This is a genomic window from Streptomyces sp. Ag109_G2-15 (assembly GCF_900215565.1).
GTDB lineage: Bacteria > Actinomycetota > Actinomycetes > Streptomycetales > Streptomycetaceae > Streptomyces > Streptomyces diastatochromogenes.
In genome coordinates this window covers 5,046,209-5,067,733 of sequence record NZ_OCNI01000001.1, presented here as the reverse complement: position 1 = coordinate 5,067,733, position 21,525 = coordinate 5,046,209, and the positions used below count along the sequence as shown (strand labels likewise).

The following is a 21,525-nucleotide window of genomic DNA, read 5'->3' as shown; positions in this document are numbered from 1 at the left end:
TTACGGCTCTTTTGGGTCCGACCCCGCGCGACCGTATCGCTGCCGAAAGGTTTACAGCAAGACCCTTGAAACTCATAGCAAGAAGTTTCAACGTCAACCTTGACGTGCCCTTCTCAACTGCCGCACGCTCACGGGTTGTTGAACCCTGTCACCTTCTCTCGAAGTTCGTTTCGGAGCCGCACATGATCGGACACCGACCCCAGGGTGTCTTCCGCCGCACCGCGACCGCCGCAGCCGCAGGCGCCCTCGCGCTGGCGGGAGCCATAGCCCTGCCGGCGACACCCGCACAGGCGGACACCACCGCCAAGGGCGACGTCATCGCCAACCTGTGGGAGTGGAACTGGGACTCCATCGCCACCGAGTGCACCAACGTCCTGGGCCCCGCCGGCTACGGCGCGGTACAGGTCGCCCCGCCCGCCGAGTCCCTGAAGCAGTCCAGCTACTACTGGTGGGACGTCTACCAGCCGTACTCCTACAACCTGAACAGCCGCTTCGGTACGGCGGCGAAGTTCGCGTCGATGGTGAGCACCTGCCACCAGGCCGGCGTCAAGGTCTACACGGACGCGGTGATCAACCACACCGCCGCACAGACCGGCACCGGCTACAACGGCACGACGATCACCAACAAGTACGACACCCCCGACTGGGACCGCGCCAACTACCACGACTCGACGTCGTGCCCCACCTCCGACCTGACGATCCAGGACTACTCGAACCTCACCCAGGTCCAGAACTGCGAACTCCTCGGCCTGCCCGACCTGAAGACCGGCTCGGACACGGTCCGCGCGGGCATCGCGAACTTCCTCAACAGCCAGCTCGCCCTGGGCGTCGACGGCTTCCGGGTGGACGCGGCCAAGCACATCCCCGAGGCCGACCTGGCGGCGATCGAGTCCAAGCTGACGAACACCACGTCGGGCTCGGCGCCGTACGTCTTCCAGGAGATCTACCCGGGCTCCACCCCGCAGCCGTCGGACTACTACGCCTCCGGTGACGTCCTGGACTTCACCTACGCGAGCAAGCTGAAGTCGGCGTTCCAGGGCAACGTGAGCGACCTGGAGTCCCTGTCCTCCTCCGGCATCCTGCCCGCCGCCAACTCGGTGTCCTTCGTGACGAACCACGACACCGAGCGCAACGGCCTGCACATGTCCTACAAGGACGGCGACACCTACAAGCTGGCGAACCTCTTCCAGCTGGCCTACAAGTGGTCGACCCCCACGGTCTACGCCAGCTGGGAGTGGACCCAGAGCGACCAGGCCCCGCCCAACTCCTCGGGCTTCGTGACGAACACCGACTGCTCCAGCGGCTCCTGGTACTGCCTGGACCGCGACACGGCGGTCGTCGGCATGGTGTCCTGGCACAACGCGGTCGACACGGCGGCCGTCTCCAACTGGCAGACCAAGTCGTCGTCCGTGATCGGCTTCGGCCGCAGCGGTGCCGGCTTCTTCGCCGCGAACAACGGTACGAGCAGCGCCACCTACACCTTCGCCACGGGCATGGCGGACGGCACGTACGCCAACGTCGTCGACGGCGGCGCGACGAAGGTCACCGTCTCGGGCGGCAGCGCGTCCCTCACCCTCCCCGCGAAGGGCGCGGTCGCCTTCTACAACGCGTCGTACACCTGCACGGTGGGCTGCGGCGACGCGGGCGGCGGCTCCGGAGACACGGTGAACGCGACGTTCAACGAGTACGCGCCGACGACGTCCGGCACCAACGTGTACGTCGTCGGCTCGATCTCGGCCCTGGGCGGCTGGGACACCTCGAAGGCGATCAAGCTGTCGTCGTCGGGATACCCGATCTGGTCGGGCGAGGTGAGCGTGCCGGTCAACACGTCCTTCGAGTTCAAGTACATGAAGAAGGACAGCTCCGGCAACGTGACCTGGGAGTCGAACGCCAACAGGTCGGCGACCACCACGACCTCGGCGGTCTCCCTGAACAACTCCTGGAACGTGGCGAACGCGAGCGCCACCGACGTCACCTTCAACGAGACCGCGTCGACCGACCTGGGCACCAACGTGTACGTCGTCGGCTCGATCGCGTCCCTCGGCTCCTGGAACACGAGCGACGCGATCCCGCTGTCCTCGGCGTCCTACCCGACCTGGAGCAAGCTGGTCATCGTCCCCAAGAGCACGGCCTTCGAGTACAAGTACATCAAGAAGGACGGCTCCGGGAACGTGACCTGGGAGTCCGGGACGAACCGCTCGTACACGACGGGCAGTTCGTCCGGCTACACGACCAGCGACACCTGGAAGTAGTGCCCCGGGCTCAGCAGCTCGACTTGCCGGCGTAGATCGCGAGCGCCGTGTTCGAGCCCAAGGTGGCGGTGAACTGCCCTGCGGAGTTCACCGCCACCGTCGTGTTGTTCTGGACGTTGCAGTACGTGCCGGCCGGGAGGGACGTCTGGTAGGTACGGGTCAGGCTGCTCGACTCGTGGTTGATCGCCACATACCCCTTGCTGCCCCGGCCGAAGGCGATCGCGTTGTTGCCGTTGTCCCACCAGTTGGAGACGGCCTGGCCGCGGGTCGCGTTGCGGAAGGCGACCATGCGGATGATCTCCGGCCAGGCGTGCTGGCACTTCCAGCCGTCCTGCCAGCAGGCGTTGACGGTGCCGCCGTTGGGCGGGCCCGCGTCCGCGTCGGACCATTCGTAGCCGGAGTTGATGTCCGGGGCGCCGTAGGGGTAGGCCAGCATGAAGACGTTGGCCAGGGTGTAGTTGGCGCCGTCCTTGTAGTTGAGGGTCGAGCCGTTGCGTTCGGTGTCGTGGTTGTCGACGAAGACGCCGGCCGCCGAGCTGCTGAGGTAGCCCCAGCCCTCGCCGTAGTTGCTCAGGTACGCCAGCTTCTCGTTGGTGAAGACGCGCTTGAGGTCGTAGGCGTAGCGGAACTCCTGGACGTCCCCGTTGCCGGTGTACTCGGACGGCTGGACGGCCTCGTTCGCGCCGTAGATGACCTCCTGCTTCCAGTAGGCGGAGGGGTTGGTCAGGCGGCTCTTGATGTTGGCCAGGTCGTCCGCCGGGATGTGCTTCGCGGCATCGATCCGGAAGCCGTCGACCCCCAGCGTGAGCAGGTCGTTCATATAGCCGGCGATCGTCTTGCGGACGTACTCCTCGCCCGTGTCCAGGTCCGCCAGGCCCACCAGTTCGCAGTGCTGGACGTTCCAGCGGTCCTGGTAGTTGGTGACCTGGGACGTGCAGTCGTCGAAGTCGTAGGAGGAGTAGAGGCCGGGGTAGTTGTACTTCGTGTACGACGAGCCGCCGGTGCCGGTGCCCGATCCGGCCGACATGTGGTTGACGACGGTGTCGACGACGACCTTCACGCCGGCCGCGTGGCACGTGTTCACCATGTTCTGGAACGCGGTGCGGTCGCCGAGGCGGCCCGCGATCTTGTACGACACCGGCTGGTACGACGTCCACCACTGCGAGCCCTGTATGTGTTCGGCGGGCGGGGAGACCTGGACGTATCCGTAGCCGGCGGGGCCGAGGGTGTTGGTGCACTCGCTCGCGACCGAGGAGTACTTCCACTCGAAGAGGACCGCGGTGACGTCCTTGGTGCCGGGCGGGGAGGCGTACGCCGCGGTGCCGGGGGCGAGGAACGCCGCCGCCGCGGTGAGGGCGAGGGCACCCGAAACGATTCTGCTGCTGGCCATGTGGGGGTTCCTTCTCCATTGAAGGGCCTTGCTGAAATCTTTCAGAAACCTTGCGGTGGCCAGATGTTAAAGGCCCGCCACCCAAAAGGGCAGCGGGCCGTGAGAAGTTGACGGAAGAAGTTATCGAGCGGTGATCACGCCGTCGTCCACCACACCGTCGTGTCGGCCGGCAGCTTCGCCTCGCCGTCGGCCTCGGTCACCTCACCGCTGGCGAGCAGGACACGGCCGTGGGACGGGATCGTCACGGACTCGCCGGTGGTGTTCGCGACACACACGAACTCGCCCCGGCGGAAGGCCACGACACCCTCCGGCGCGCGCAGCCACTCCACCGCGTCGCCCGCGCCCAGGTCGGGCTGCGACCGGCGCGCGCTGAGCGCCGAGCGGTACAGCTCCAACGTCGAGCCGGGGACGCCCGTCTGCGCCTCGACGCTCAGCTCGGCCCACGTCGACGGCTGGGGCAGCCAGCTGCCACCGCTGCCGAAGCCGTACGACGAGCCCTCGCGGGTCCACGGGATCGGCACCCGGCAGCCGTCGCGGAAGCCGTCCTGGCCGGCGCCGCGGAAGAACGCCGGGTCCTGGCGCACCTCGTCGGGCAGGTCCACGACGTCCGGGAGGCCCAGCTCCTCGCCCTGGTAGACGTACGCCGAGCCGGGCAGGGCCAGCATGAGGAGGGTCGCCGCGCGGGCCCGGCGCAGGCCCAGTTCGCGGTCGCCGGCCGTGCGGATCTGGGTGCCGAGGCCGGGCGGGTTGGCGAAGCGCGTCGCGTGCCGGGTGACGTCGTGGTTGGACAGGACCCAGGTGGCGGGGGCGCCGACCGGGCGCATCGCCTCCAGGGTGCGGTCGATGACCGCCCGCAGCTCCTTCGCGTCCCACTCCGTGCCCAGGTACTGGAAGTTGAAGGCCTGGTGGAGCTCGTCCGGGCGGACGTAGTTCGCCGTGCGCTCGACGGTCGGGGTCCAGGCCTCGGCGACGAAGATGCGCTCGCCGGCGTACTCGTCGAGGACCACGCGCCACTGGCGGTAGATGGCGTGCACGCCGTCCTGGTCGAAGAACGGCATGACATCGTTGCCCAGCAGCTTGAGCTGGTCGTGGGAGCCGAGGTCCGGGAGGCCGTCGGCCTTCACCAGTCCGTGGGCGACGTCGATGCGGAAGCCGTCGACGCCCATGTCCAGCCAGAAGCGCAGGATCGAGCGGAACTCGTCGCCGACCGCCGGGTGCTCCCAGTTGAAGTCGGGCTGCTCGGGGGCGAAGAGGTGGAGGTACCACTCGCCGTCCTCGACCCGGGTCCAGGCGGGGCCGCCGAAGATGGACTCCCAGTCGTTCGGGGGGAGTTCGCCGTTCTCGCCCTTGCCCGGGCGGAAGTGGTAGCGCTCGCGCAGCGGCGAGCCGGGGCCCTCGGCGAGGGCGCGCTTGAACCACTCGTGCTGGTCGGAGGAGTGGTTGGGGACCAGGTCGACGATGATGCGCAGGCCCAGCTCGTGGGCGTCGCGGATCAGTGCGTCGGCGTCGAGCAGGTTGCCGAACATGGGGTCGACGGCGCGGTAGTCGGCGACGTCGTAGCCGGCGTCGGCCTGCGGGGAGGCGTAGAAGGGGCTGAGCCACACGGCGTCCACGCCGAGGTCGCGCAGGTACGGGAGTCGGGAGCGTACGCCTTCCAGGTCGCCCATGCCGTCGCCGTTGCTGTCGGCGAAGCTGCGCGGATAGACCTGGTAGATCACCGCGTCCCGCCACCAGTCGCGGTGCTGGGCGACGGTGGCGACGGCGGAGTCGTCGGCCGGGGCTGCAGGGGTCTGCTGGCTCATGGCGTCCTTGATGCGTAAGGGAGTTCTGGTCATGGGAGCGTGGGTACGGCGACAGGGGCCAGGGGTGTGCGAGGCGGCCGCGGTGTCAGCGGGGTCGGATGGACACCGCGGCCGCCTACCCGCGCGGACAGGCGCGCGGGAGCCTCATTTCCGAAGCGGGCGTCAGCCCTTGGTGCCGCCGGCGGTGAGGCCGGTGACGAGGTTCTTCTGCACGAGGTAGAAGAACACGGACACGGGTATCGCGATCAGTACCGCGGTGGCGGCCATGTAGTTCCACTGCGCGTCGTGCTCGCTGACGAAGGTCTGCAGACCGACGGCGAAGGTGTACTTCGAGTCATCGAGCATGAAGGTGGTCGCGAAGGCGACCTCGCCGACGGCGGTGATGAAGTTGTAGAAGGCGGCGACGGCCAGGCCCGGGCGGGCCAGCGGCAGGATCAGCCGGAAGAAGGTGCCGAAGGGGGTGAGCCCGTCCACGCGTCCGGCCTCGTCGATCTCGAAGGGGACGGTGTCGAAGTACCCCTTGAGCAGCCAGGCGCTGTACGGCACGGCGGTGGTGCAGTTGATGACGATCAGCGCCCAGTAGGTGTCGATGAGCCCGAGTTCGCTGAAGATCTCGTACATCGGCACGATCAGGATGGCGATCGGGAAGGCCTGGGTGAGCAGCAGCACCCACATCAACGACTTGTAGCCGGGGAAGCGCATGCGGGAGACGGCGTAGCCGGTGGTCGCGGCGACGAAGACACCGATCAGGGTGGTGCCGAGGGCCACGATCATCGTCGACTTGAACCAGTCGAAGAAGGCGGTGTGCTGCAGCACGAAGCTGTAGTTGGAGAAGGTGAGCTTGCCCAGGATCTTGCCGGGGTGCAGGTAGTCGTCCTTGTCCGGGCCGAGGGACAGGAAGACCAGCCAGGCCACCGGGGCCAGCGCGATCAGGCTCGCGACGGCGAGGCCGCCGTGCAGGAGGGCGGCGCCGAGCGGGCCGCGCTCGCCGCGCCGCCGGGTCCGCCCGGGCGCGGGGGCGGAGGTCGCTCGGGCCTCTGTCTTCTCGAGGGTCGTGGTGCTCATGGCGGCGGCTCCTGCGGCGTCAGACGGCGAGCTGGTCATTGCGCTTCAGCCAGCGGAAGTAGAAGGAGGTGAAGACGGTCAGGATCGACAGCAGCAGCACGCCGTACGCGGCGGACTGGGCGAAGTCGCGGGGCTGCTGTCCGAAGCCCAGGAAGTAGGCCCAGGTGACGAGGATCTGGGCGTCGGGCGCGCCGGTGGGGCCGAACAGCAGGAAGATGATGGCGAACTGGTTGAAGGTCCAGATGATGCCGAGCAGCACCACGGTGGAGCTGACCGAGCGCAGGCCGGGCAGGGTGACGTGCCGGAACTGCTGCCAGGCGCTGGCGCCGTCCATCTCCGCGGCCTCGTAGAGCGTGGAGTCGATGGACTGCAGGCCGCCGAGCAGCGAGAGCATCATGAACGGCACACCGCACCAGGTGTTGACCATGATCGCGGCGAACCGCTGCCAGAAGGTGTCCTCCAGCCACTGCGGCTCGGGCAGGTGGAGGGCGCCGAGGACCTGGTTGATCACCCCGGAGTCGGAGAGCATGATCCGCCAGGAGAAGACGGTGACGAACGTCGGCACGGCCCAGGGCACGACCAGCAGCAGCCGGTAGAAGGTGCGACCGCGCAGCTTCTGGTTGAGCATGAGCGCGAGGCCGAGGCCGAAGGTGTAGTGCAGGGCCACACAGGCGACCGTCCAGAAGACGGTCCACAGGAAGTGCGACCAGAACCGGTCGTACGACAACGGGCCGAACAGGATGTCCTTGTAGTTGTCGAACCCGATGAACTTGTAGGTGGCGGCGATGTGGTTGACGCCGATCGTGCGCGCCGAGTTGAGGCTGTTGGCGTCGGTGAGGGTCAGGTAGACGCCCCGGACCAGGGGGTAGCCCACGATGACACCGAGCACGACGACCACGGGGGCGATCATCGCGTAGGCGTACCAGTGCTTCTGGTAGCCGTTCTTGATGCGCTGCCCCAGCCCGGGCCGAGGCGCGCGGTCACCGCGGCGCTTGCCGGTCGCGCGGTCGATGGCGACTGTCATGGTTCGACACCTTCTGATGGTTCAGGGGTTGGGCTGGGCACAGGTCGGTGGCCGCCGGATCCTTCCCCCCCTCGAGAGAGAATCCGACGGCCACACGGGCTCACTTGCTGAAGTCGGGCACCAGCTTGGTGATGGCCACCTCGGCGTTGCTCAGACCCTTGTCCAGCGACTCCTTGCCGCCGGCGATCTTGGGCAGCTCGGTGTCCAGCGGACCCCACAGGGAGCTGTACTCGGGCAGCGCCGGGCGAGGCTGGGCGGCAGCGAGGACGCCCTGGTAGCCGGCGATGCCGGGGTCGGCCTTGACCTGCGCGGTGTAGGCGTCGGAGCGGGTGGGCAGCGTGGAGTTCTTCAGGGCGATGGTCTCCTGGGACTTCGCCGAGGTCATGAACTGCACGAGCTTCAGCGCCGCGGCCTGGTGGGCCTTGTCGGAGCCGGCGTAGACCGAGAGGTTGTGGCCGCCGGTCGGGGCGCCCGCCTTGCCGGTGGAGCCGGCCGGGACGGTGGCGATGCCGAGGTTGGACTTGTCCTTGAAGGCCGAACCCTTGTAGAAGTTCGTGATCTCCCAGGGGCCCTGGATGATCGCGGCGACCTTGCCGTTGACGAACGCGTCCTGGATGTGGGCGTAGGCGTCGGCGGTGGTGTCGGCCTTGTGCAGGCCCTTGCCGGAGAACGTGCTCAGCCAGGTGCCGTAGGCCTTCTTGGCGGCGGCCGAGTTCACGGTGATCTTCTTGGCGGCGGCGTCGACGGTGTCGGTGCCCTCGCCGTAGAGGAAGGTCTGGGCGTAGTAGGCCTGGGTGGAGCCCCAGTAGCCGTCGACGCCGGCCTTCGCCTTGACCTTGGCGGCGTCGGCCTTCAGCTCGTCCCAGGTCTTGGGGGCCTCGGTGATGCCGGCCTTCTTGAACAGGGCCTTGTTGTAGACCAGGGCGAGGGTGTCGGTGACGAACGGCACGCCGTAGGTCTTGCCCTCGTACTGGGCCTGCTTGATCAGGTTCGGCTGGAACTTGGCCTGGTCGGTGAGGGCGTCGGTGCCGTCCAGCGGCAGGAAGTAGCTCTTCTTCGCGAAGGCCGGGGTCCAGCCGACCTCGGAGCGCAGCACGTCCGGGGCACCCTTGGAGCCGGCGGCCGTGTCGAACTTGTTCTGCGCCTGGTCGAAGGGGACGTTGACGTACTTGACCTTGATGTTCTTGTTGGCGGCCTCGAACTGCGCGACCAGGGCCTTGTACGTCGGTGCCTCATTGGTGGCGTTGGAGGTGTCCCACCAGGTGATGGTGACCGGGCCGTCCGACTTGCTGTCGCTGTCGCTCCCGCCGCACGCCGTCGCCGCCAGGGCGAGGGACGCCACCAGCGCGGAGGCCGCTATGCCACGCCGCATGAGTTCTCCTTGAGGGTTAAGCCCGAGTGGTGCCGACTGCGCCGTTGCGGCGGCCGGGCGACTGGGAACGTAACAGCCATGTAAGCGTTGCGAAAGACCTTGCAGAAAAAAAGTGCAAGAGGACACTGGGGTTACCAGTCCGTGACCTGTCGTCGACCCGTACGAAACCTGGTTACGGTGCCGATCAGCGGGGATGGGGAGACTTGTGCAAGACTCTGCAAGCTCTTGCCACCACTTGACTCGAGGGAGCGCGATGACGCAGCAATCCACGGCAGGCCGATCGCGCGGCCGCCCGCGGCGTCCCGTCGGTGTGCAAGGCGAGGTGCGGCCGGTACAGTCCAGTGCCGTGACCACACGGCTTGCGGACATCGCTGCGCAGGCGGGGGTGAGCGAAGCGACCGTCAGCCGCGTCCTCAACGGGAAGCCGGGCGTCGCCGCCACCACCCGCCAGTCCGTGCTCGCCGCGCTGGACGTGCTCGGCTACGAGCGTCCGGTACGGCTGCGGCAGCGCAGCGAGGGCCTGGTGGGCCTGATCACCCCGGAGCTGGAGAACCCGATATTCCCGGCCCTGGCCCAGGTCATCGGCCAGGCGCTGACCCGGCAGGGCTACACCCCGGTGCTCGCCACCCAGACCCCGGGCGGGTCGACGGAGGACGAGCTGACCGAGATGCTGGTGGACCGCGGGGTGGCGGGGATCATCTACGTCTCCGGGCTGCACGCCGACACCACCGCCGACATGCAGCGCTATGAGCGGCTGCGGGCGCAGGGCGTGCCGTTCGTGCTGGTGGACGGGTTCTCGCCGAAGGTGCAGGCGCCGTTCATCTCCCCCGACGACCGGGCGGCGATGACCCTGGCCGTCACGCACCTGGCCTCGCTGGGGCACACCCGGATCGGTCTCGCGCTGGGCCCGAAGCGGTTCGTGCCGGTACAGCGTAAGATCGAGGGCTTCGTGCGGGCGATGCAGGACCAGCTGGGGCTGAGCGCCCAGACGGTCGAGACCGAGCTGATCCAGCACTCGCTGTACACCCTGGAGGGTGGCCAGGCGGCCGCGACCGCGCTGATCGAGCGGAACTGTACGGCGGTGGTGTGCGCGAGCGACATGATGGCGCTCGGTGCCATACGGGCGGCCCGGCAGCTGGGCCTGGAGGTGCCGCGTGACGTGTCGGTGGTGGGCTTCGACGACTCCCCGCTGATCGCCTTCACCGATCCGCCGCTGAGCACGGTCCGCAAGCCGGTCCCGGCGATGGGACAGGCCGCTGTGCGCACGCTGCTGGAGGAGATCGGCGGGACGCCCGCGCCGCACAGCGAGTTCGTGTTCATGCCGGAGCTGGTGGTGCGGGGTTCGACCGCTTCGGCACCGAATGTCCTCCGTACGTCGTAGAACGTGCGGGGCGGACCCAACCTTGGGATGATCTGGCGAGGAAGCCTTTTCTGGCAGACTCTGTGCCTATGAGTGACTCGACCGTGACAGAACCGGAAGGTCGCGAGGAGGTGGCCGTTCCGCAGGCCGTCACGGGCGAGCACAGACAGGGTGTCCTGCACCGAGCGCGACGCCCGCGCAGGCCCCGGTTCTGGTTCGAGATCCTGCTGATCGCGGTGAGTTACTGGACGTACTCCCTGATCCGCAACGCGGTCCCGGAGCAGAAGGCGGAGGCGCTGCGCAACGCCGACTGGGTCTGGCGCGTCGAGCACCAGCTGGGCATCGCGCTCGAGGGGTCGGTCAACCACGTCGTGAACTCGGTGACTTGGCTGATCATCGGCATGAACTACTACTACGCCACGCTGCACTTCGTGGTCACGCTGGGTGTTCTGGTGTGGCTGTACCACTGGCATCCCGGCCGCTATGCCGCGACCCGGCTGGTGCTGTTCGCGACCACGGGTGTGGCGCTGGTCGGTTACTACCTGTTCCCGCTGGCCCCGCCCCGGCTGATGAACGGCGGCCGCTTCGTGGACACGGTGGCGGTGCACCACACCTGGGGCTCGATGGCCTCGGGCGACCTGAAGCACATGTCGAACCAGTACGCGGCGATGCCGTCCATGCACATCGGCTGGTCGCTGTGGTGCGGGCTGACGGTCTTCGCGCTGGCGTCCGTGCCGTGGGTGCGGGTGCTGGGCCTGCTCTACCCGGCGACGACGCTGCTGGTGATCGTTGCCACGGCCAACCACTTCTGGCTGGACGCGGTGGGCGGCGTTCTCTGTCTGACCTTCGGCTTCACGGTGGCCCGGCTCTGGTACGGCAGCCTGCCGTACGCCCTGCCGAGGCTGGTGCCGGCTCCGGCGCGGGCGGCCGCGCCGGTTGAGGTCCCGTTGGTGTAGGACCGGCTCAGCTTCCGTTGGCGTAGGACCGGCTCAGCTCCCGTCCGCGTAGAACAGGTCCTTCACGACCGTGCGCGCCCTTCGGGTCGTACGGCGGTAGGCGTCCAGCATGTCCCCGGCGTGGCCGGCGCCGTAGCCCAGGTAGCGGCCGACGGCGGCCAGCTCGCGGGGTTCGGTCGGGAAGGTGTCACCGGCCCGGCCGCGGACCAGCATGACCGCGTTGCGCACCCGGGTGGCCAGCACCCAGGCCTCGTCCAGCACGGCCGCGTCCTCGGCGGCGATCAGCCCGACCGCGTGGGCGTGGGACAGGGCCTCACGGGTGCGGGTGGTGCGCAGCCCCGGCTCGTGCCAGCCATGGCGCATCTGGATCAGCTGGACGGTCCACTCGACGTCGGACAGGCCGCCGGGGCCGAGCTTGGTGTGCAGCCTGGGGTCGGCGCCGCGCGGCAGGCGCTCGGCCTCCATCCGGGCCTTCAGCCTGCGGATCTCGCGCACCGCGTCGTCGCCCAGGCCCCGCTCCGGGTAGCGCAGCGGGTCGATCAGCTCGGTGAAGCGGCGGCCCAGGTCCTCGTCCCCGGCGACCGGCTCGGCCCGCAGCAGCGCCTGCGACTCCCAGACCAGGGACCAGCGGCGGTAGTACGCCTCGTACGAGTTCAGGGTGCGCACCAGCGGCCCGGACTTGCCCTCGGGGCGCAGGTCCGCGTCGATGAGCAGCGGCGGGTCGGCGCTGGGCAGCTGCAGCAGGCGGCGCATCTCGGCGACGACCTTGTTCGCGGCCTCCGCGGCCTCCCGCTCGTCCACGCCGTCCCGCGGCTCGTGCACGAACAGCACGTCGGCGTCGGAGCCGTAGCCCAGCTCGTGGCCGCCGAAACGGCCCATCCCGATGATCGCGAACTGGGTCGGCAGGGTGTCCCCCCAGCCGTCGCGGACCACCGCGCGCAGGGTGCCCGCGAGGGTGGCCGCTGTCAGGTCGGAGACGGCCGCGCCGACCCGGTCCACCAGGGCACCCTGGTCGGGCTCGGCGGGGCTGGTCTCGGTGCCGTACGAGGAGACGATGTCCCCGGCGGCCGTACGGAACAGCTCGCGGCGGCGGACTCCGCGGGCCGCCGTGACACCCTGCTCGGCGTTCTCGGCGCGGCCCGCGGCGGCGAGGATCTCCTGCTCCAGCGGGGCGCGGTCGCGCGGTTCGAGGCCGCCGCCGGTGCCGGTGGTGCCGTCGCCGAGCAGGGCCACCGCCTCGGGGTTGCGCATCAGGAGGTCGGGGGCGAGGCGGCCCGCCGACAGGACGCGGGCCAGGTTCTCGGCGGCCGCGCCCTCGTCCCTGAGGAGCCTGAGGTACCAGGGGGTCTTGCCGAGCGCGTCGGAGACCTTGCGGAAGTTGAGCAGGCCCGCGTCCGGGTCGGCGGAGTCGGCGAACCAGCCGAGCAGGACGGGCAGCAGGGTGCGCTGGATGGCGGCCTTGCGGGTCACGCCGGAGGCCAGGGCCTCCAGGTGGCGCAGGGCCGCGGCCGGGTCGGCATAGCCCAGGGCGACCAGGCGCTCGCGGGCCGCCTCCATGCTCAGCCTGGCCTCGCCGGGCGCCAGTTGGGCCACGGCGTCGAGCAGCGGGCGGTAGAAGAGCTTCTCGTGCAGGCGGCGTACGACACCGGTGTGCCGCTTCCACTCGCGCTGCAGGTCGACCACCGGGTCGGTGCGCAGGCCCAGGGAGCGGCCGAGGCGGCGGAGGTCCGGTTCCGCTTCGGGGACGAGGTGGGTGCGGCGCAGGCGGTACAGCTGGATGCGGTGCTCCATGGAGCGCAGGAAGCGGTAGGCCTCGTCGAGGCGGGCCGCGTCCTCGCGGCCCACGTAGCCGCCGGCGGCGAGTGCCTGAAGGGCGTCGAGGGTGGTGCCGCTGCGCAGGGACGGGTCGGTGCGGCCGTGCACCAGCTGGAGCAGCTGGACGGCGAATTCGACGTCCCTGAGGCCGCCCGGGCCGAGTTTCAGCTCGCGTTCGATCTCCGCCGCGGGGATGTTCTCCACCACCCTGCGGCGCATCTTCTGCACGTCGGTGACGAAGTTCTCGCGCTCGGCCGCCTTCCAGACCAGGGGTTCCAGCGCGTCGACGTACTGCCGTCCCAGCTCGATGTCCCCGGCGACCGGGCGGGCCTTGAGCAGGGCCTGGAACTCCCAGGTCTTGGCCCAGCGTTGGTAGTAGGCGAGGTGGCTGCTGAGGGTGCGGACGAGGGGGCCGTTGCGGCCCTCGGGGCGGAGGTTGGCATCCACCGGCCAGATCGAGCCCTCGATCGTGGTCTCGGAGCAGATCCGCATCATGTGCGAGGCCAGTTTGGTGGCGGATTTGAGCGCTTTTCCCTCGTCCGCGCCGTCGGTCGCCTCGGCCACGAAGATCACGTCCACGTCCGAGACGTAGTTCAGCTCGTGGCCGCCGCACTTGCCCATCGCGATCACCGCGAGACGGCAGGCCGCGGCGTCCCCCGGGGCGGCGACCTCCGCCATGGCCAGGGCCGCACGGAGCGTGGCGGTCGCGAGGTCGGCCAGTTCCGCGGCGGTCTCGTGCAGGTCCGTGGTGCCGCACACGTCACGGGCCGCTATCGACAGCAGGCAGCGGCGGTAGGCCACGCGCAGCGAGATGGGGTCGGTGGCCTCGGCCAGACCGCGCTCGAACTCCTCCACGCCGGGGTGCAGGTCCCGGGGCTCGTACGTGACCAGGGCCTGCCAGTCGCTCGGGTGGCGGGCGAGGTGGTCGGCGAGGGCGGCGGAGGCGCCCAGGACGCCCAGGAGGCGGTCGCGGAGGGGCTTGGCCGCTATCAGGGTGTCCAGCAGCTCGCGGCGGGCGGTGGGCACGGGCTGGGACTCCAGGAGACGTACCAGACCGTGCAGGGCGAGGTCGGGGTCGGCGGTGGCGCCCAGGGCCTCCAGGAGGAAGGGGTCGTCGCGGACGGGGGCCAGTTCGCCGCTGTCCAGGAGGCGCTCGGCGGCGGAGGGGTCGGTGAAGCCGTGCCGCAGCAGTCGCGTGAAGGTACTGCTCCTGCGCCCCGGCGTCATCGGTGGCCTCCCCTGGATCTAGGTCGTCCTGGCGAGAGCCTAACCGGAGTGGGCGTCCGTGGCTCTGGGGCGGCTCCGTCCGCGGGGGCGTGGTGGGGTTGCGTCTGGGCCTGCGGCGGCCTTGTTCGGGTGCGTCGTGGCTTGCGCCGACGCCTGCGGGGCCTTGTTCGGGTGCGTCGCGGCTTGCGCCGACGCCTGCGGGGCCTTGTTCGGGTGCGTCGCGGCTTGCGCCGACGCCTGCGGGGCCTTGTTCGGGTGCGTCGTGGCTTGCGCCGACGCCTGCGGGGCCTTGTTCGGGTGCGTCGTGGCTTGGCGCGCCCATCCGTGGTGGGTGAGTCGGGGCCGCGCCGGGTGGTGTCCGTCCTCGGTCCGGCGGACGGTTCGCCGAGGGGTGGGCGGAGTTTTCGCCGGCCGCTGCGGGCGGACACCACCCGGCACGTCCCCTTCCCGCCGTTCGCGGCTGCCCGCGGCTTTGGTGTTTTCCGTGGCGCCCCGCACGGTTTTCGGCTTCGGTAAGGGCGAGCCGTTCAGCCGGATGTGAAGGAGTCGTTCATGGAGATGACGCTCGAAGTGATCCTGCTGCCCGTGTCCGACGTGGACCGGGCCAAGGCGTTTTACCGGGACAAGGTCGGCTTTCATGTCGACCTCGACGGTGAGGTGATGGAGGGCGTGCGGATCGTGCAGCTCACGCCGCCGGGGTCCGGGTGTTCCATCGCGCTCGTCGACGGGCTGCAGGTGCCTACCGGGACGCCTCGGCCGGGGACGTACCACGGGATGCAGCTGTGTGTGACGGATGCCAAGGCCGCGTACGAGGAGCTGACCGCGCGGGGGCTCGAGGTGAGTGAGCCGGTGCAGTTCGCGCCTCAGGACGGGGCCACCTTCATGTACTTCAAGGATCCTGACGGGAACGGGTGGGCCATCCAGGAGTACAAGCGGCGGGCCACTGAGCCGCTGCATCAGGTGCTGGCCGCACTGGCCCACCGGGAGCAGTAGGTCACGCCCGCGTATCTGCGGTGAACGGAGCGGCGGGCGGGTCAGAGTAGGGACATGGACGACAGAAACCTTCTGGCCCGGGGTCATGTGGCCACCCGGCTGCCCGCCCAGGACCTGGACCGGGCCCGCCGTTTCTACTCCGAGGTGCTCGGCCTGGAGCCCGTCGACGAACGCCCGGGCGGGCTGCTGTACCGGTGCGGGGGCACGGACTTCGTCGTGTTCCGGTCGACGGGCGCCTCTCCCGGTACCTTCACGCAGATGGCCTGGGAGGTCGCGGACATCGAGGCCGTCGCGTCCGAACTGCGGCGGCACGGGGTGGTCTTCGAGGAGGTCGACCTGCCCGGCCTCCAGACGCGGGACGGCATCGCCGAGATCGACGGGAACTACCCGAGCAAGGGCGCCCGGGGCGAGCGCGGGGCCTGGTTCCGGGACAGCGAGGGCAACCTGCTGGGGATCGGGGAGCCGGTCCGCTGACGGGGCACCCGGACGGTCAGGGGAGCGTCGAGGTGTCGATGACGAAGCGGTAGCGCACGTCCGAGGCGAGCATCCGCTCGAAGGCTTCGTTGATCTTCGCGGCCGGGATGATCTCGACCTCGGCGCCGATGCCGTGCTCGCCGCAGAAGTCGAGCATCTCCTGCGTCTCGCGGATGCCGCCGATGAGTGAACCGGCGCAGACGTGGCCGTGCATGACGAGGGAGACCACGTTCAGTGAGAGCGCTTCGGGGGGAGCACCGACGTTGATCAGGGCTCCGCCCGGCTTCAGCAACCCGAGGTAGGAGTCCAGGTCGACTCTCGCGCTGACCGTGTTGACGATGAGGTCGAAGGCACCGGCGAGCTGCTCGAAGGTGGCCGGGTCGCTGGTGGCGAAGTACCGGCGTGCGCCGAGGCGCAGGCCGTCGTCCATCTTCTTCAGCGACTGGGACAGGACCGTGACCTCCGCACCCAGGGCGTGGGCGATCTTGACCGCCAGGTGACCGAGTCCGCCGAGCCCGACGACCGCGACCTTCTTGCCAGGTCCCGCACCCCAGCGTCGCAGCGGGGAGTACGTGGTGATGCCCGCGCACAGCAGTGGCGCGGCCTCGTCCAGGGCGAGCGTGCCGGGGACACGGACGACGAAGTCGTCGTTGACGACGACGTGCGTGGAGTAGCCGCCCTGCGTGAGGGTGCCGTCCGCGTCGACGGAGCCGTACGTGAGGGTGTTGCCGTTCAGGCAGTACTGCTCCTCGCCCCTCAGACAGGGTTCGCACGCCCGGCAGGAGTTGACCATGCAGCCGACGCCGACGCGATCGCCGGGAGCGTACCCGGTGACCTCCCGGCCGACCTCGGCGACGACGCCGGCTATCTCGTGGCCGGGGACCATCGGATAGGACGCCGGGCCCCACTCACTGCGGACGTTGTGGATGTCCGAGTGGCAGATACCGACGTACTTGATCTCTATCAGGATGTCGTGCGGGCCCACGTCCCGTCGCTCGACGGTCGTGGGGGTGAGCGGTTCGGTCGCGGACGTCGCGGCGTAGGCGGGAACGGTGAGCACGCGTCTCTCCCGTGCTTCGAGGGTGCGTGGTACGCAACGGCGGAACACATCCACCCTGCGCCACAACCTGGGCCGGAGCCACCTGAGCAGGGTGGCGGTCGGCTTCGGGGGCCGGGCGGTGAAACGCCGAAGGGCCGACGGTCCACGACCGTCGGCCCCACGGGATCGTTTCGCCGGGAAACCCGCCTGACCTGCGCCTACAGCACCGGCAGATTCTTCCGCAGCTCGAACGCCGTGACCTCCGAGCGGTACTCGTTCCACTCGGCCCGCTTGTTGCGCAGGAAGAAGTCGAAGACGTGCTCGCCGAGGGTCTCGGCGACCAGGTCGCTGCGCTCCATGAGGGTGAGGGCCTCGCCGAGGTTCTGGGGCAGGGGCTCGATGCCCATCGCGCGGCGCTCGGCGTCCGAGAGGGCCCAGACGTCGTCCTCGGCGCCCGGCGGGAGCTCGTAGCCCTCCTCGATGCCCTTGAGGCCGGCGGCGAGCAGGACGGCGTAGGCCAGGTACGGGTTGGCGCCGGAGTCCAGGGAGCGGACCTCCACGCGCGCGGAGCCGGTCTTGCCGGGCTTGTACATCGGGACGCGGACGAGGGCGCTGCGGTTGTTGTGGCCCCAGCAGATGTAGGAGGGGGCCTCGCCGCCGGCGCCGGCCGTGCGCTCGGAGCCGCCCCAGATGCGCTTGTAGGAGTTCACCCACTGGTTGGTGACCGCGGAGATCTCCGCCGCGTGCTTGAGCAGGCCCGCGATGAAGGAGCGGCCGACCTTGGAGAGCTGGTACTCGGAGCCGGACTCGTAGAAGGCGTTGCGGTCGCCCTCGAAGAGGGACAGGTGCGTGTGCATGCCGGACCCCGGGTGCTCCGAGAACGGCTTCGGCATGAAGGTCGCGTGGACGCCCTGCTCCAGGGCCACCTGCTTCATGACCAGGCGGAACGTCATGATGTTGTCCGCCGTGGAGAGCGCGTCGGCGTAGCGCAGGTCGATCTCCTGCTGGCCGGGGGCGCCCTCGTGGTGGGAGAACTCGACCGAGATGCCCATCGACTCCAGCATGGTGATCGCCTGGCGGCGGAAGTCCATGCCGACGTTGGTCGGGGTGTGGTCGAAGTAGCCCGAGTTGTCCGCCGGGGTGGGACGGCTGCCGTCCAGCGGGCGGTCCTTCAGCAGGAAGAACTCGATCTCCGGGTGGGTGTAGAAGGTGAAGCCCAGGTCGGAGGTGCGGGCCAGGGCGCGCTTGAGCACGTAGCGCGGGTCCGCGAAGGACGGGGAGCCGTCCGGCATGAGGATGTCGCAGAACATGCGGGCCGTGCCCGGGGTCTCCGCGCGCCACGGCAGGACCTGGAAGGTGGAGGGGTCCGGCTTGGCGATCATGTCGGACTCGTAGACGCGGGCGAAGCCCTCGATGGCGGAGCCGTCGAAGCCGATGCCCTCGTCGAAGGCCTGTTCCAGCTCGGCCGGGGCCACGGCGACGGACTTGAGGAAGCCCAGCACGTCCGTGAACCACAGGCGTACGAACCGGATGTCGCGCTCCTCCAAGGTCCGGAGCACGAACTCCTGCTGCTTGTCCATCTTCCGCTTCCCCATCCTTGCTGGTCAGGCCTCCGAGCCATCCCACCACAACACCATTTCCATCGCGTTGCGGACCTTGATCGCCCGAGCGTCCTCGGCCTGAACGCCTGTCGTACGGCAGGTGTCCTTCTCTGCCGCCCATCTTGCCTGCTCGCGCCGACATCCGTAATGGCCGGTCCCGCTTCCCCCGTGATCGAGACCACGCCCATTTAATTTGCATCTCAGATGCAAGTTTTCATAGCGTGCCGGGCAGCAGAGCCGATCCGTCGAGCCGAGCAGTCGAGCCGTGAGGAGTCACGATGCTGTCCGAGCCGTCCGCAGCCACCGTCCACGCCACCCTTCCCGCCGTCGGCGCGGCCATCGGCGAGATCACCGAGCGCTTCTACGCCCGGCTCTTCGCCGCCCACCCCGACCTGCTGCGGAACCTCTTCAACCGCGGCAACCAGGCCTCCGGCGCCCAGAAGCAGGCCCTGGCCGGCTCCATCGCCGCCTTCGCCGCCCATCTGCTGGAGCACCCGGACCGGCGCCCGGACGCCCTGCTCGGCCGCATCGCCCACAAGCACGCCTCCCTCGGGGTGGCGCCCGAGCAGTACGAGGTCGTCCACGAGCACCTCTTCGCCGCCCTCGCCGAGGTCCTCGGCGAGGCCGTCACGCCTGAGGTCGCGGCCGCCTGGGACGAGGTGTACTGGCTGATGGCGAACGCGCTCATCGCCGTGGAGAAGCGGCTGTACGAGGAGAGCGGGAGCCGTGGGCCGCGGCAGTGGGAGGTCGTCGAGCGCATCGACGAGACCGCGGACGTCGTCTCCTTCCGGCTGCGGCCGGTCGACGGGGGGCCGGTGGCCGACTTCCGTGCCGGGCAGTACGTCTCCGTCCAGGTCGCCCTGCCCGACGGGGCCCGTCAGATACGGCAGTACAGCCTCTCCGGGGCTCCGGGCGAGGCGGTCAGGCAGTTCAGCGTGAAGCGGGTGCACGGCGGTACGGCCCCGGAGGGCGAGGTCTCGAATCACCTCCACGCGCGCGTGCGTACCGGTGACGTACTGGAGCTGTCCGAGCCGTACGGCGACCTGGTGCTCGGCGACACCGCCGGCCGGCCCCTCCTGCTCGCCTCCGCGGGCATCGGCGTGACCCCGATGGTCGCCATGCTCGCCGCACTCGCGGCCGACGGCCACCCCGCCTCGGTCACCGTCGTACACGGCGACCGCTCCCCCGCCGACCACGCCCTGCGCACCGACCACGAGGCGTACACCGCCAAGCTCCCGGACGCCTCCGCGCACTTCTTCTACGAGCGTGACGCCCAGCCCGGCACCCGCACCGGCCTGGTCGACCTGGCCGACATCCCCGTACGCCCCGGCACGCGCGCGTACCTGTGCGGACCGCTGCCCTTCATGCGCGCGGTGCGGTCACAGCTGCTCGAGAAGGGCGTGGCTGCGGCCGACATCCACTACGAGGTGTTCGGGCCGGACCTGTGGCCGGCCCAGGGCTAGGGAGGTCAGGCCCCGAAGCGCCGTGCGCCCTCCCGGCCGATCTCCTGGTTCTCGGTCACGTACGGGCGGAGTTCCTGCTCGTACGTCGCGAAGGCCTTGGTGTGGTCGTCGGCGGACCCGGCGAGGGCGCGGGCGAGGGTGTGGGCGCCGATCAGGGCCTGGGAGGTGCCCATGCCGGAGGTCGGGGCGGCGCAGTAGCCGGCGTCGCCCACCAGGACCACGCGGCCCTCGGACCAGCGGTCCAGGTGCACCTGGCAGGCCGAGGAGAAGTAGAAGTCGGTGGCGGCGGACATGTCCTCCAGGAGGCGGGGCACCAGCCAGCCCGCGCCGGCCAGCCGGTCCCGGGTGATGCGCTCCTGCTCCGCGCGGTCCAGCAGGTCGAGCGCCGGGGAGTCGCTGGCGAAGGACAGGCTGACGGACGTCCGCTCCGGGTCCGCCGCGCTGAACATGTAGACCGCCCGTCCGGGGGTCTGCCACAGCGCTCCCCGGTGGTCCAGGCCGAGGTGGTTGGCCGTGCTGAAGCCGACGCCGGAGAGGCCGAGGTGGCGGATCGCCTCGGTGTGCGGGGCGAAGACCAGACGGCGCACCACGGAGTAGATGCCGTCGGCGCCGACCACCAGGTCGTACGTGTCCGGCTCGGCCCGCTCGAAGCCGACCCGGACACCGCCGGCGTCCTGTTCGATGCGGTTGATCGAGTCGTCGAAGACGTAGCGCACCGCGTCGGCCGTGTGCTCGTGGAGGATGCGGGTCACCTCGTGCTTGGGAACCTCCAGTTCGCCGGCGAAGGTCTCGGCCGGCAGCTCGCCGGCGCGGTTGCCGTCGGCGTCCAGGAGGTCGGTGCCGGTCATCCCGGTCGCGTGGGCGCGGACCTCCGCCAGGATGCCCAGCTCCTCCAGCACCTCGAAGGCCGGTCCCCGGAAGTCGACGGCGTAGCCGCTGTCGCGCGGGGCCGGGGCGCGCTCGACGACGGTCACCTCGTGGCCGTCGCGGTGCAGGAACCAGGCCAGGGCAGGTCCGGCGACACTCGCACCGGAGATCAGGATCTTCATACGTTCCCCCGTTGTCGATCCATGCGGAGGTCCCAGCCTTCCTGAGGCCGGTGCCGCTGATCAACGACCGTTTCCGGCCAAGTGGCGGCCCCGGGGCCCCTCAGCCGCGCCCCGGCCCCCTGGAGATGCCCAGCAGCAGCGGGCCCGTCGGCTCCGCCACCATGTCCTGCACCGTCAGCGGGTCCAGCGTCGCGAAGAACGCCTCCTGGGCCCGGCGCAGGGCGCCCCGCAGGCGGCAGGCGGAGTGCAGGGGGCAGGGGGTCGCGCCCTCGCAGTCGACCACGTCGCCGTCGCCCTCGAAGGTGCGGACGACCGAGCCCACGGAGGCCGAGCGGCCGCGTTCCGTCAACGTCAGGCCGCCGCCCCTGCCGCGGCGGGCGTCGACCAGGCCCAGGTGCTGGAGTTCCGCCACGACCTTCGCGGCATGCGTGTACGGCACGTCCATGTCCTCCGCGACCTGGCGGGTGGTGGGGCTGGCGTCGCCGGCGACGGCGAGCCGCATGAGGACCCGCAGGGCCAGGTCGGTGGAGCGCAGCAACCGCATACCGCGAGGGTAGGTAATGCGCATCCTGGGTTCAAATTATCCGGTTGCGCGCCCTCCCTTACGGACGGGCACTCCAAGCGCACTACGATCAGCGAGCCC

16 protein-coding genes are annotated in these 21,525 nt (G+C 69.8%); 6 read left to right on the top strand and 10 right to left on the bottom strand.

All coding sequences use genetic code 11. The features are described 5' to 3' along the window. The first annotated feature begins 182 nt into the window (after positions 1-182). The gene (locus tag CRP49_RS22725) at positions 183-2,252 is read left to right on the top strand and encodes a carbohydrate-binding module family 20 domain-containing protein (protein ID WP_097255057.1); all 2,070 of its coding nucleotides are present in this window, start codon (positions 183-185) and stop codon (positions 2,250-2,252) included. Between the two features lie 10 nt (positions 2,253-2,262). On the opposite strand, the gene CRP49_RS22720 is transcribed toward CRP49_RS22725, so the two are convergent. The 5 genes from CRP49_RS22720 to CRP49_RS22700 all read right to left on the bottom strand — a co-directional run bounded on the left by CRP49_RS22720 (position 2,263) and on the right by CRP49_RS22700 (position 8,905). Beyond that, positions 2,263-3,642, bottom strand: coding sequence for an alpha-amylase family protein (locus tag CRP49_RS22720; protein WP_097255056.1), 1,380 nt, complete (start codon positions 3,640-3,642; stop codon positions 2,263-2,265). A gap of 134 nt (positions 3,643-3,776) precedes the next feature. Then, complete coding sequence (locus CRP49_RS22715; RefSeq protein ID WP_097255055.1) at positions 3,777-5,444, bottom strand: glycoside hydrolase family 13 protein; 1,668 nt, start codon at positions 5,442-5,444, stop codon at positions 3,777-3,779. A gap of 162 nt (positions 5,445-5,606) precedes the next feature. Then, complete coding sequence (locus tag CRP49_RS22710; protein WP_094218172.1) at positions 5,607-6,509, bottom strand: sugar ABC transporter permease; 903 nt, start codon at positions 6,507-6,509, stop codon at positions 5,607-5,609. 19 nt (positions 6,510-6,528) lie between these two features. Beyond that, entirely contained in the window at positions 6,529-7,533 is a 1,005-nt protein-coding gene (locus CRP49_RS22705) for a carbohydrate ABC transporter permease (RefSeq protein ID WP_097255054.1), read from the bottom strand. 100 nt (positions 7,534-7,633) lie between these two features. Continuing rightward, the gene (locus tag CRP49_RS22700) at positions 7,634-8,905 is read right to left on the bottom strand and encodes an extracellular solute-binding protein (protein WP_097255053.1); all 1,272 of its coding nucleotides are present in this window, start codon (positions 8,903-8,905) and stop codon (positions 7,634-7,636) included. A gap of 346 nt (positions 8,906-9,251) precedes the next feature. On the opposite strand from CRP49_RS22700, the gene CRP49_RS22695 reads away from it, so the two are divergent. Further along, on the top strand, positions 9,252-10,286 hold the full coding sequence (locus tag CRP49_RS22695) for a LacI family DNA-binding transcriptional regulator (RefSeq protein ID WP_097255052.1): 1,035 nt from the start codon (positions 9,252-9,254) through the stop codon (positions 10,284-10,286). A gap of 68 nt (positions 10,287-10,354) precedes the next feature. Continuing rightward, complete coding sequence (locus CRP49_RS22690) at positions 10,355-11,221, top strand: phosphatase PAP2 family protein (RefSeq protein ID WP_179851724.1); 867 nt, start codon at positions 10,355-10,357, stop codon at positions 11,219-11,221. A 33-nt stretch (positions 11,222-11,254) separates the two neighbouring features. On the opposite strand, the gene CRP49_RS22685 is transcribed toward CRP49_RS22690, so the two are convergent. After that, a complete protein-coding gene (locus tag CRP49_RS22685) occupies positions 11,255-14,263 on the bottom strand; it encodes a bifunctional [glutamine synthetase] adenylyltransferase/[glutamine synthetase]-adenylyl-L-tyrosine phosphorylase (protein WP_097255051.1) in 3,009 nt (1,002 codons plus the stop codon). Between the two features lie 552 nt (positions 14,264-14,815). Here CRP49_RS22685 and CRP49_RS22680 point away from each other — a divergent pair. Together CRP49_RS22680 and CRP49_RS22675 are read left to right on the top strand one after the other, a co-directional pair. After that, the gene (locus CRP49_RS22680) at positions 14,816-15,256 is read left to right on the top strand and encodes a VOC family protein (RefSeq protein WP_097255050.1); all 441 of its coding nucleotides are present in this window, start codon (positions 14,816-14,818) and stop codon (positions 15,254-15,256) included. Positions 15,257-15,310: 54 nt separating this feature from the next. After that, entirely contained in the window at positions 15,311-15,730 is a 420-nt protein-coding gene (locus CRP49_RS22675) for a VOC family protein (RefSeq protein WP_097255049.1), read from the top strand. 16 nt (positions 15,731-15,746) lie between these two features. On the opposite strand, the gene CRP49_RS22670 is transcribed toward CRP49_RS22675, so the two are convergent. Continuing rightward, positions 15,747-16,790 carry an NAD(P)-dependent alcohol dehydrogenase gene (locus tag CRP49_RS22670; RefSeq protein ID WP_097255048.1) on the bottom strand — a complete coding sequence of 348 codons (1,044 nt, stop codon included), beginning with the start codon at positions 16,788-16,790 and terminating at the stop codon, positions 15,747-15,749. A gap of 197 nt (positions 16,791-16,987) precedes the next feature. Continuing rightward, entirely contained in the window at positions 16,988-18,349 is a 1,362-nt protein-coding gene (glnA, locus tag CRP49_RS22665) for a type I glutamate--ammonia ligase (RefSeq protein ID WP_094218165.1), read from the bottom strand. A gap of 299 nt (positions 18,350-18,648) precedes the next feature. Between glnA and CRP49_RS22660 the strand changes: the two genes are divergently transcribed. Then, the gene (locus tag CRP49_RS22660) at positions 18,649-19,833 is read left to right on the top strand and encodes a globin domain-containing protein (protein WP_097255047.1); all 1,185 of its coding nucleotides are present in this window, start codon (positions 18,649-18,651) and stop codon (positions 19,831-19,833) included. A 5-nt stretch (positions 19,834-19,838) separates the two neighbouring features. Here CRP49_RS22660 and CRP49_RS22655 read toward each other — a convergent pair whose 3' ends face one another. Both CRP49_RS22655 and CRP49_RS22650 read right to left on the bottom strand, forming a co-directional pair. Then, positions 19,839-20,882 (bottom strand): FAD-dependent monooxygenase, encoded by a 1,044-nt coding sequence (locus tag CRP49_RS22655; protein ID WP_097255046.1) that lies wholly within the window; start codon positions 20,880-20,882, stop codon positions 19,839-19,841. A gap of 100 nt (positions 20,883-20,982) precedes the next feature. After that, positions 20,983-21,426, bottom strand: a complete 444-nt coding sequence (locus CRP49_RS22650) for an Rrf2 family transcriptional regulator (RefSeq protein ID WP_097255045.1) — start codon at positions 21,424-21,426, stop codon at positions 20,983-20,985. Positions 21,427-21,525 lie beyond the last annotated feature (99 nt).

Bases quoted from the DNA above. Each gene is read 5' to 3' on its own strand.
- CRP49_RS22725 (WP_097255057.1), top strand. From the start codon at position 183: ATGATCGGACACCGACCCCAGGGTGTCTTCCGCCGCACCGCGACCGCC.
- CRP49_RS22720 (WP_097255056.1), bottom strand. From the start codon at position 3,642: ATGGCCAGCAGCAGAATCGTTTCGGGTGCCCTCGCCCTCACCGCGGCG.
- CRP49_RS22715 (WP_097255055.1), bottom strand. From the start codon at position 5,444: ATGAGCCAGCAGACCCCTGCAGCCCCGGCCGACGACTCCGCCGTCGCC.
- CRP49_RS22710 (WP_094218172.1), bottom strand. From the start codon at position 6,509: ATGAGCACCACGACCCTCGAGAAGACAGAGGCCCGAGCGACCTCCGCC.
- CRP49_RS22705 (WP_097255054.1), bottom strand. From the start codon at position 7,533: ATGACAGTCGCCATCGACCGCGCGACCGGCAAGCGCCGCGGTGACCGC.
- CRP49_RS22700 (WP_097255053.1), bottom strand. From the start codon at position 8,905: ATGCGGCGTGGCATAGCGGCCTCCGCGCTGGTGGCGTCCCTCGCCCTG.
- CRP49_RS22690 (WP_179851724.1), top strand. From the start codon at position 10,355: ATGAGTGACTCGACCGTGACAGAACCGGAAGGTCGCGAGGAGGTGGCC.
- CRP49_RS22685 (WP_097255051.1), bottom strand. From the start codon at position 14,263: ATGACGCCGGGGCGCAGGAGCAGTACCTTCACGCGACTGCTGCGGCAC.
- CRP49_RS22680 (WP_097255050.1), top strand. From the start codon at position 14,816: ATGGAGATGACGCTCGAAGTGATCCTGCTGCCCGTGTCCGACGTGGAC.
- CRP49_RS22675 (WP_097255049.1), top strand. From the start codon at position 15,311: ATGGACGACAGAAACCTTCTGGCCCGGGGTCATGTGGCCACCCGGCTG.
- glnA (WP_094218165.1), bottom strand. From the start codon at position 18,349: ATGGACAAGCAGCAGGAGTTCGTGCTCCGGACCTTGGAGGAGCGCGAC.
- CRP49_RS22660 (WP_097255047.1), top strand. From the start codon at position 18,649: ATGCTGTCCGAGCCGTCCGCAGCCACCGTCCACGCCACCCTTCCCGCC.
- CRP49_RS22655 (WP_097255046.1), bottom strand. From the start codon at position 20,882: ATGAAGATCCTGATCTCCGGTGCGAGTGTCGCCGGACCTGCCCTGGCC.
- CRP49_RS22650 (WP_097255045.1), bottom strand. From the start codon at position 21,426: ATGCGGTTGCTGCGCTCCACCGACCTGGCCCTGCGGGTCCTCATGCGG.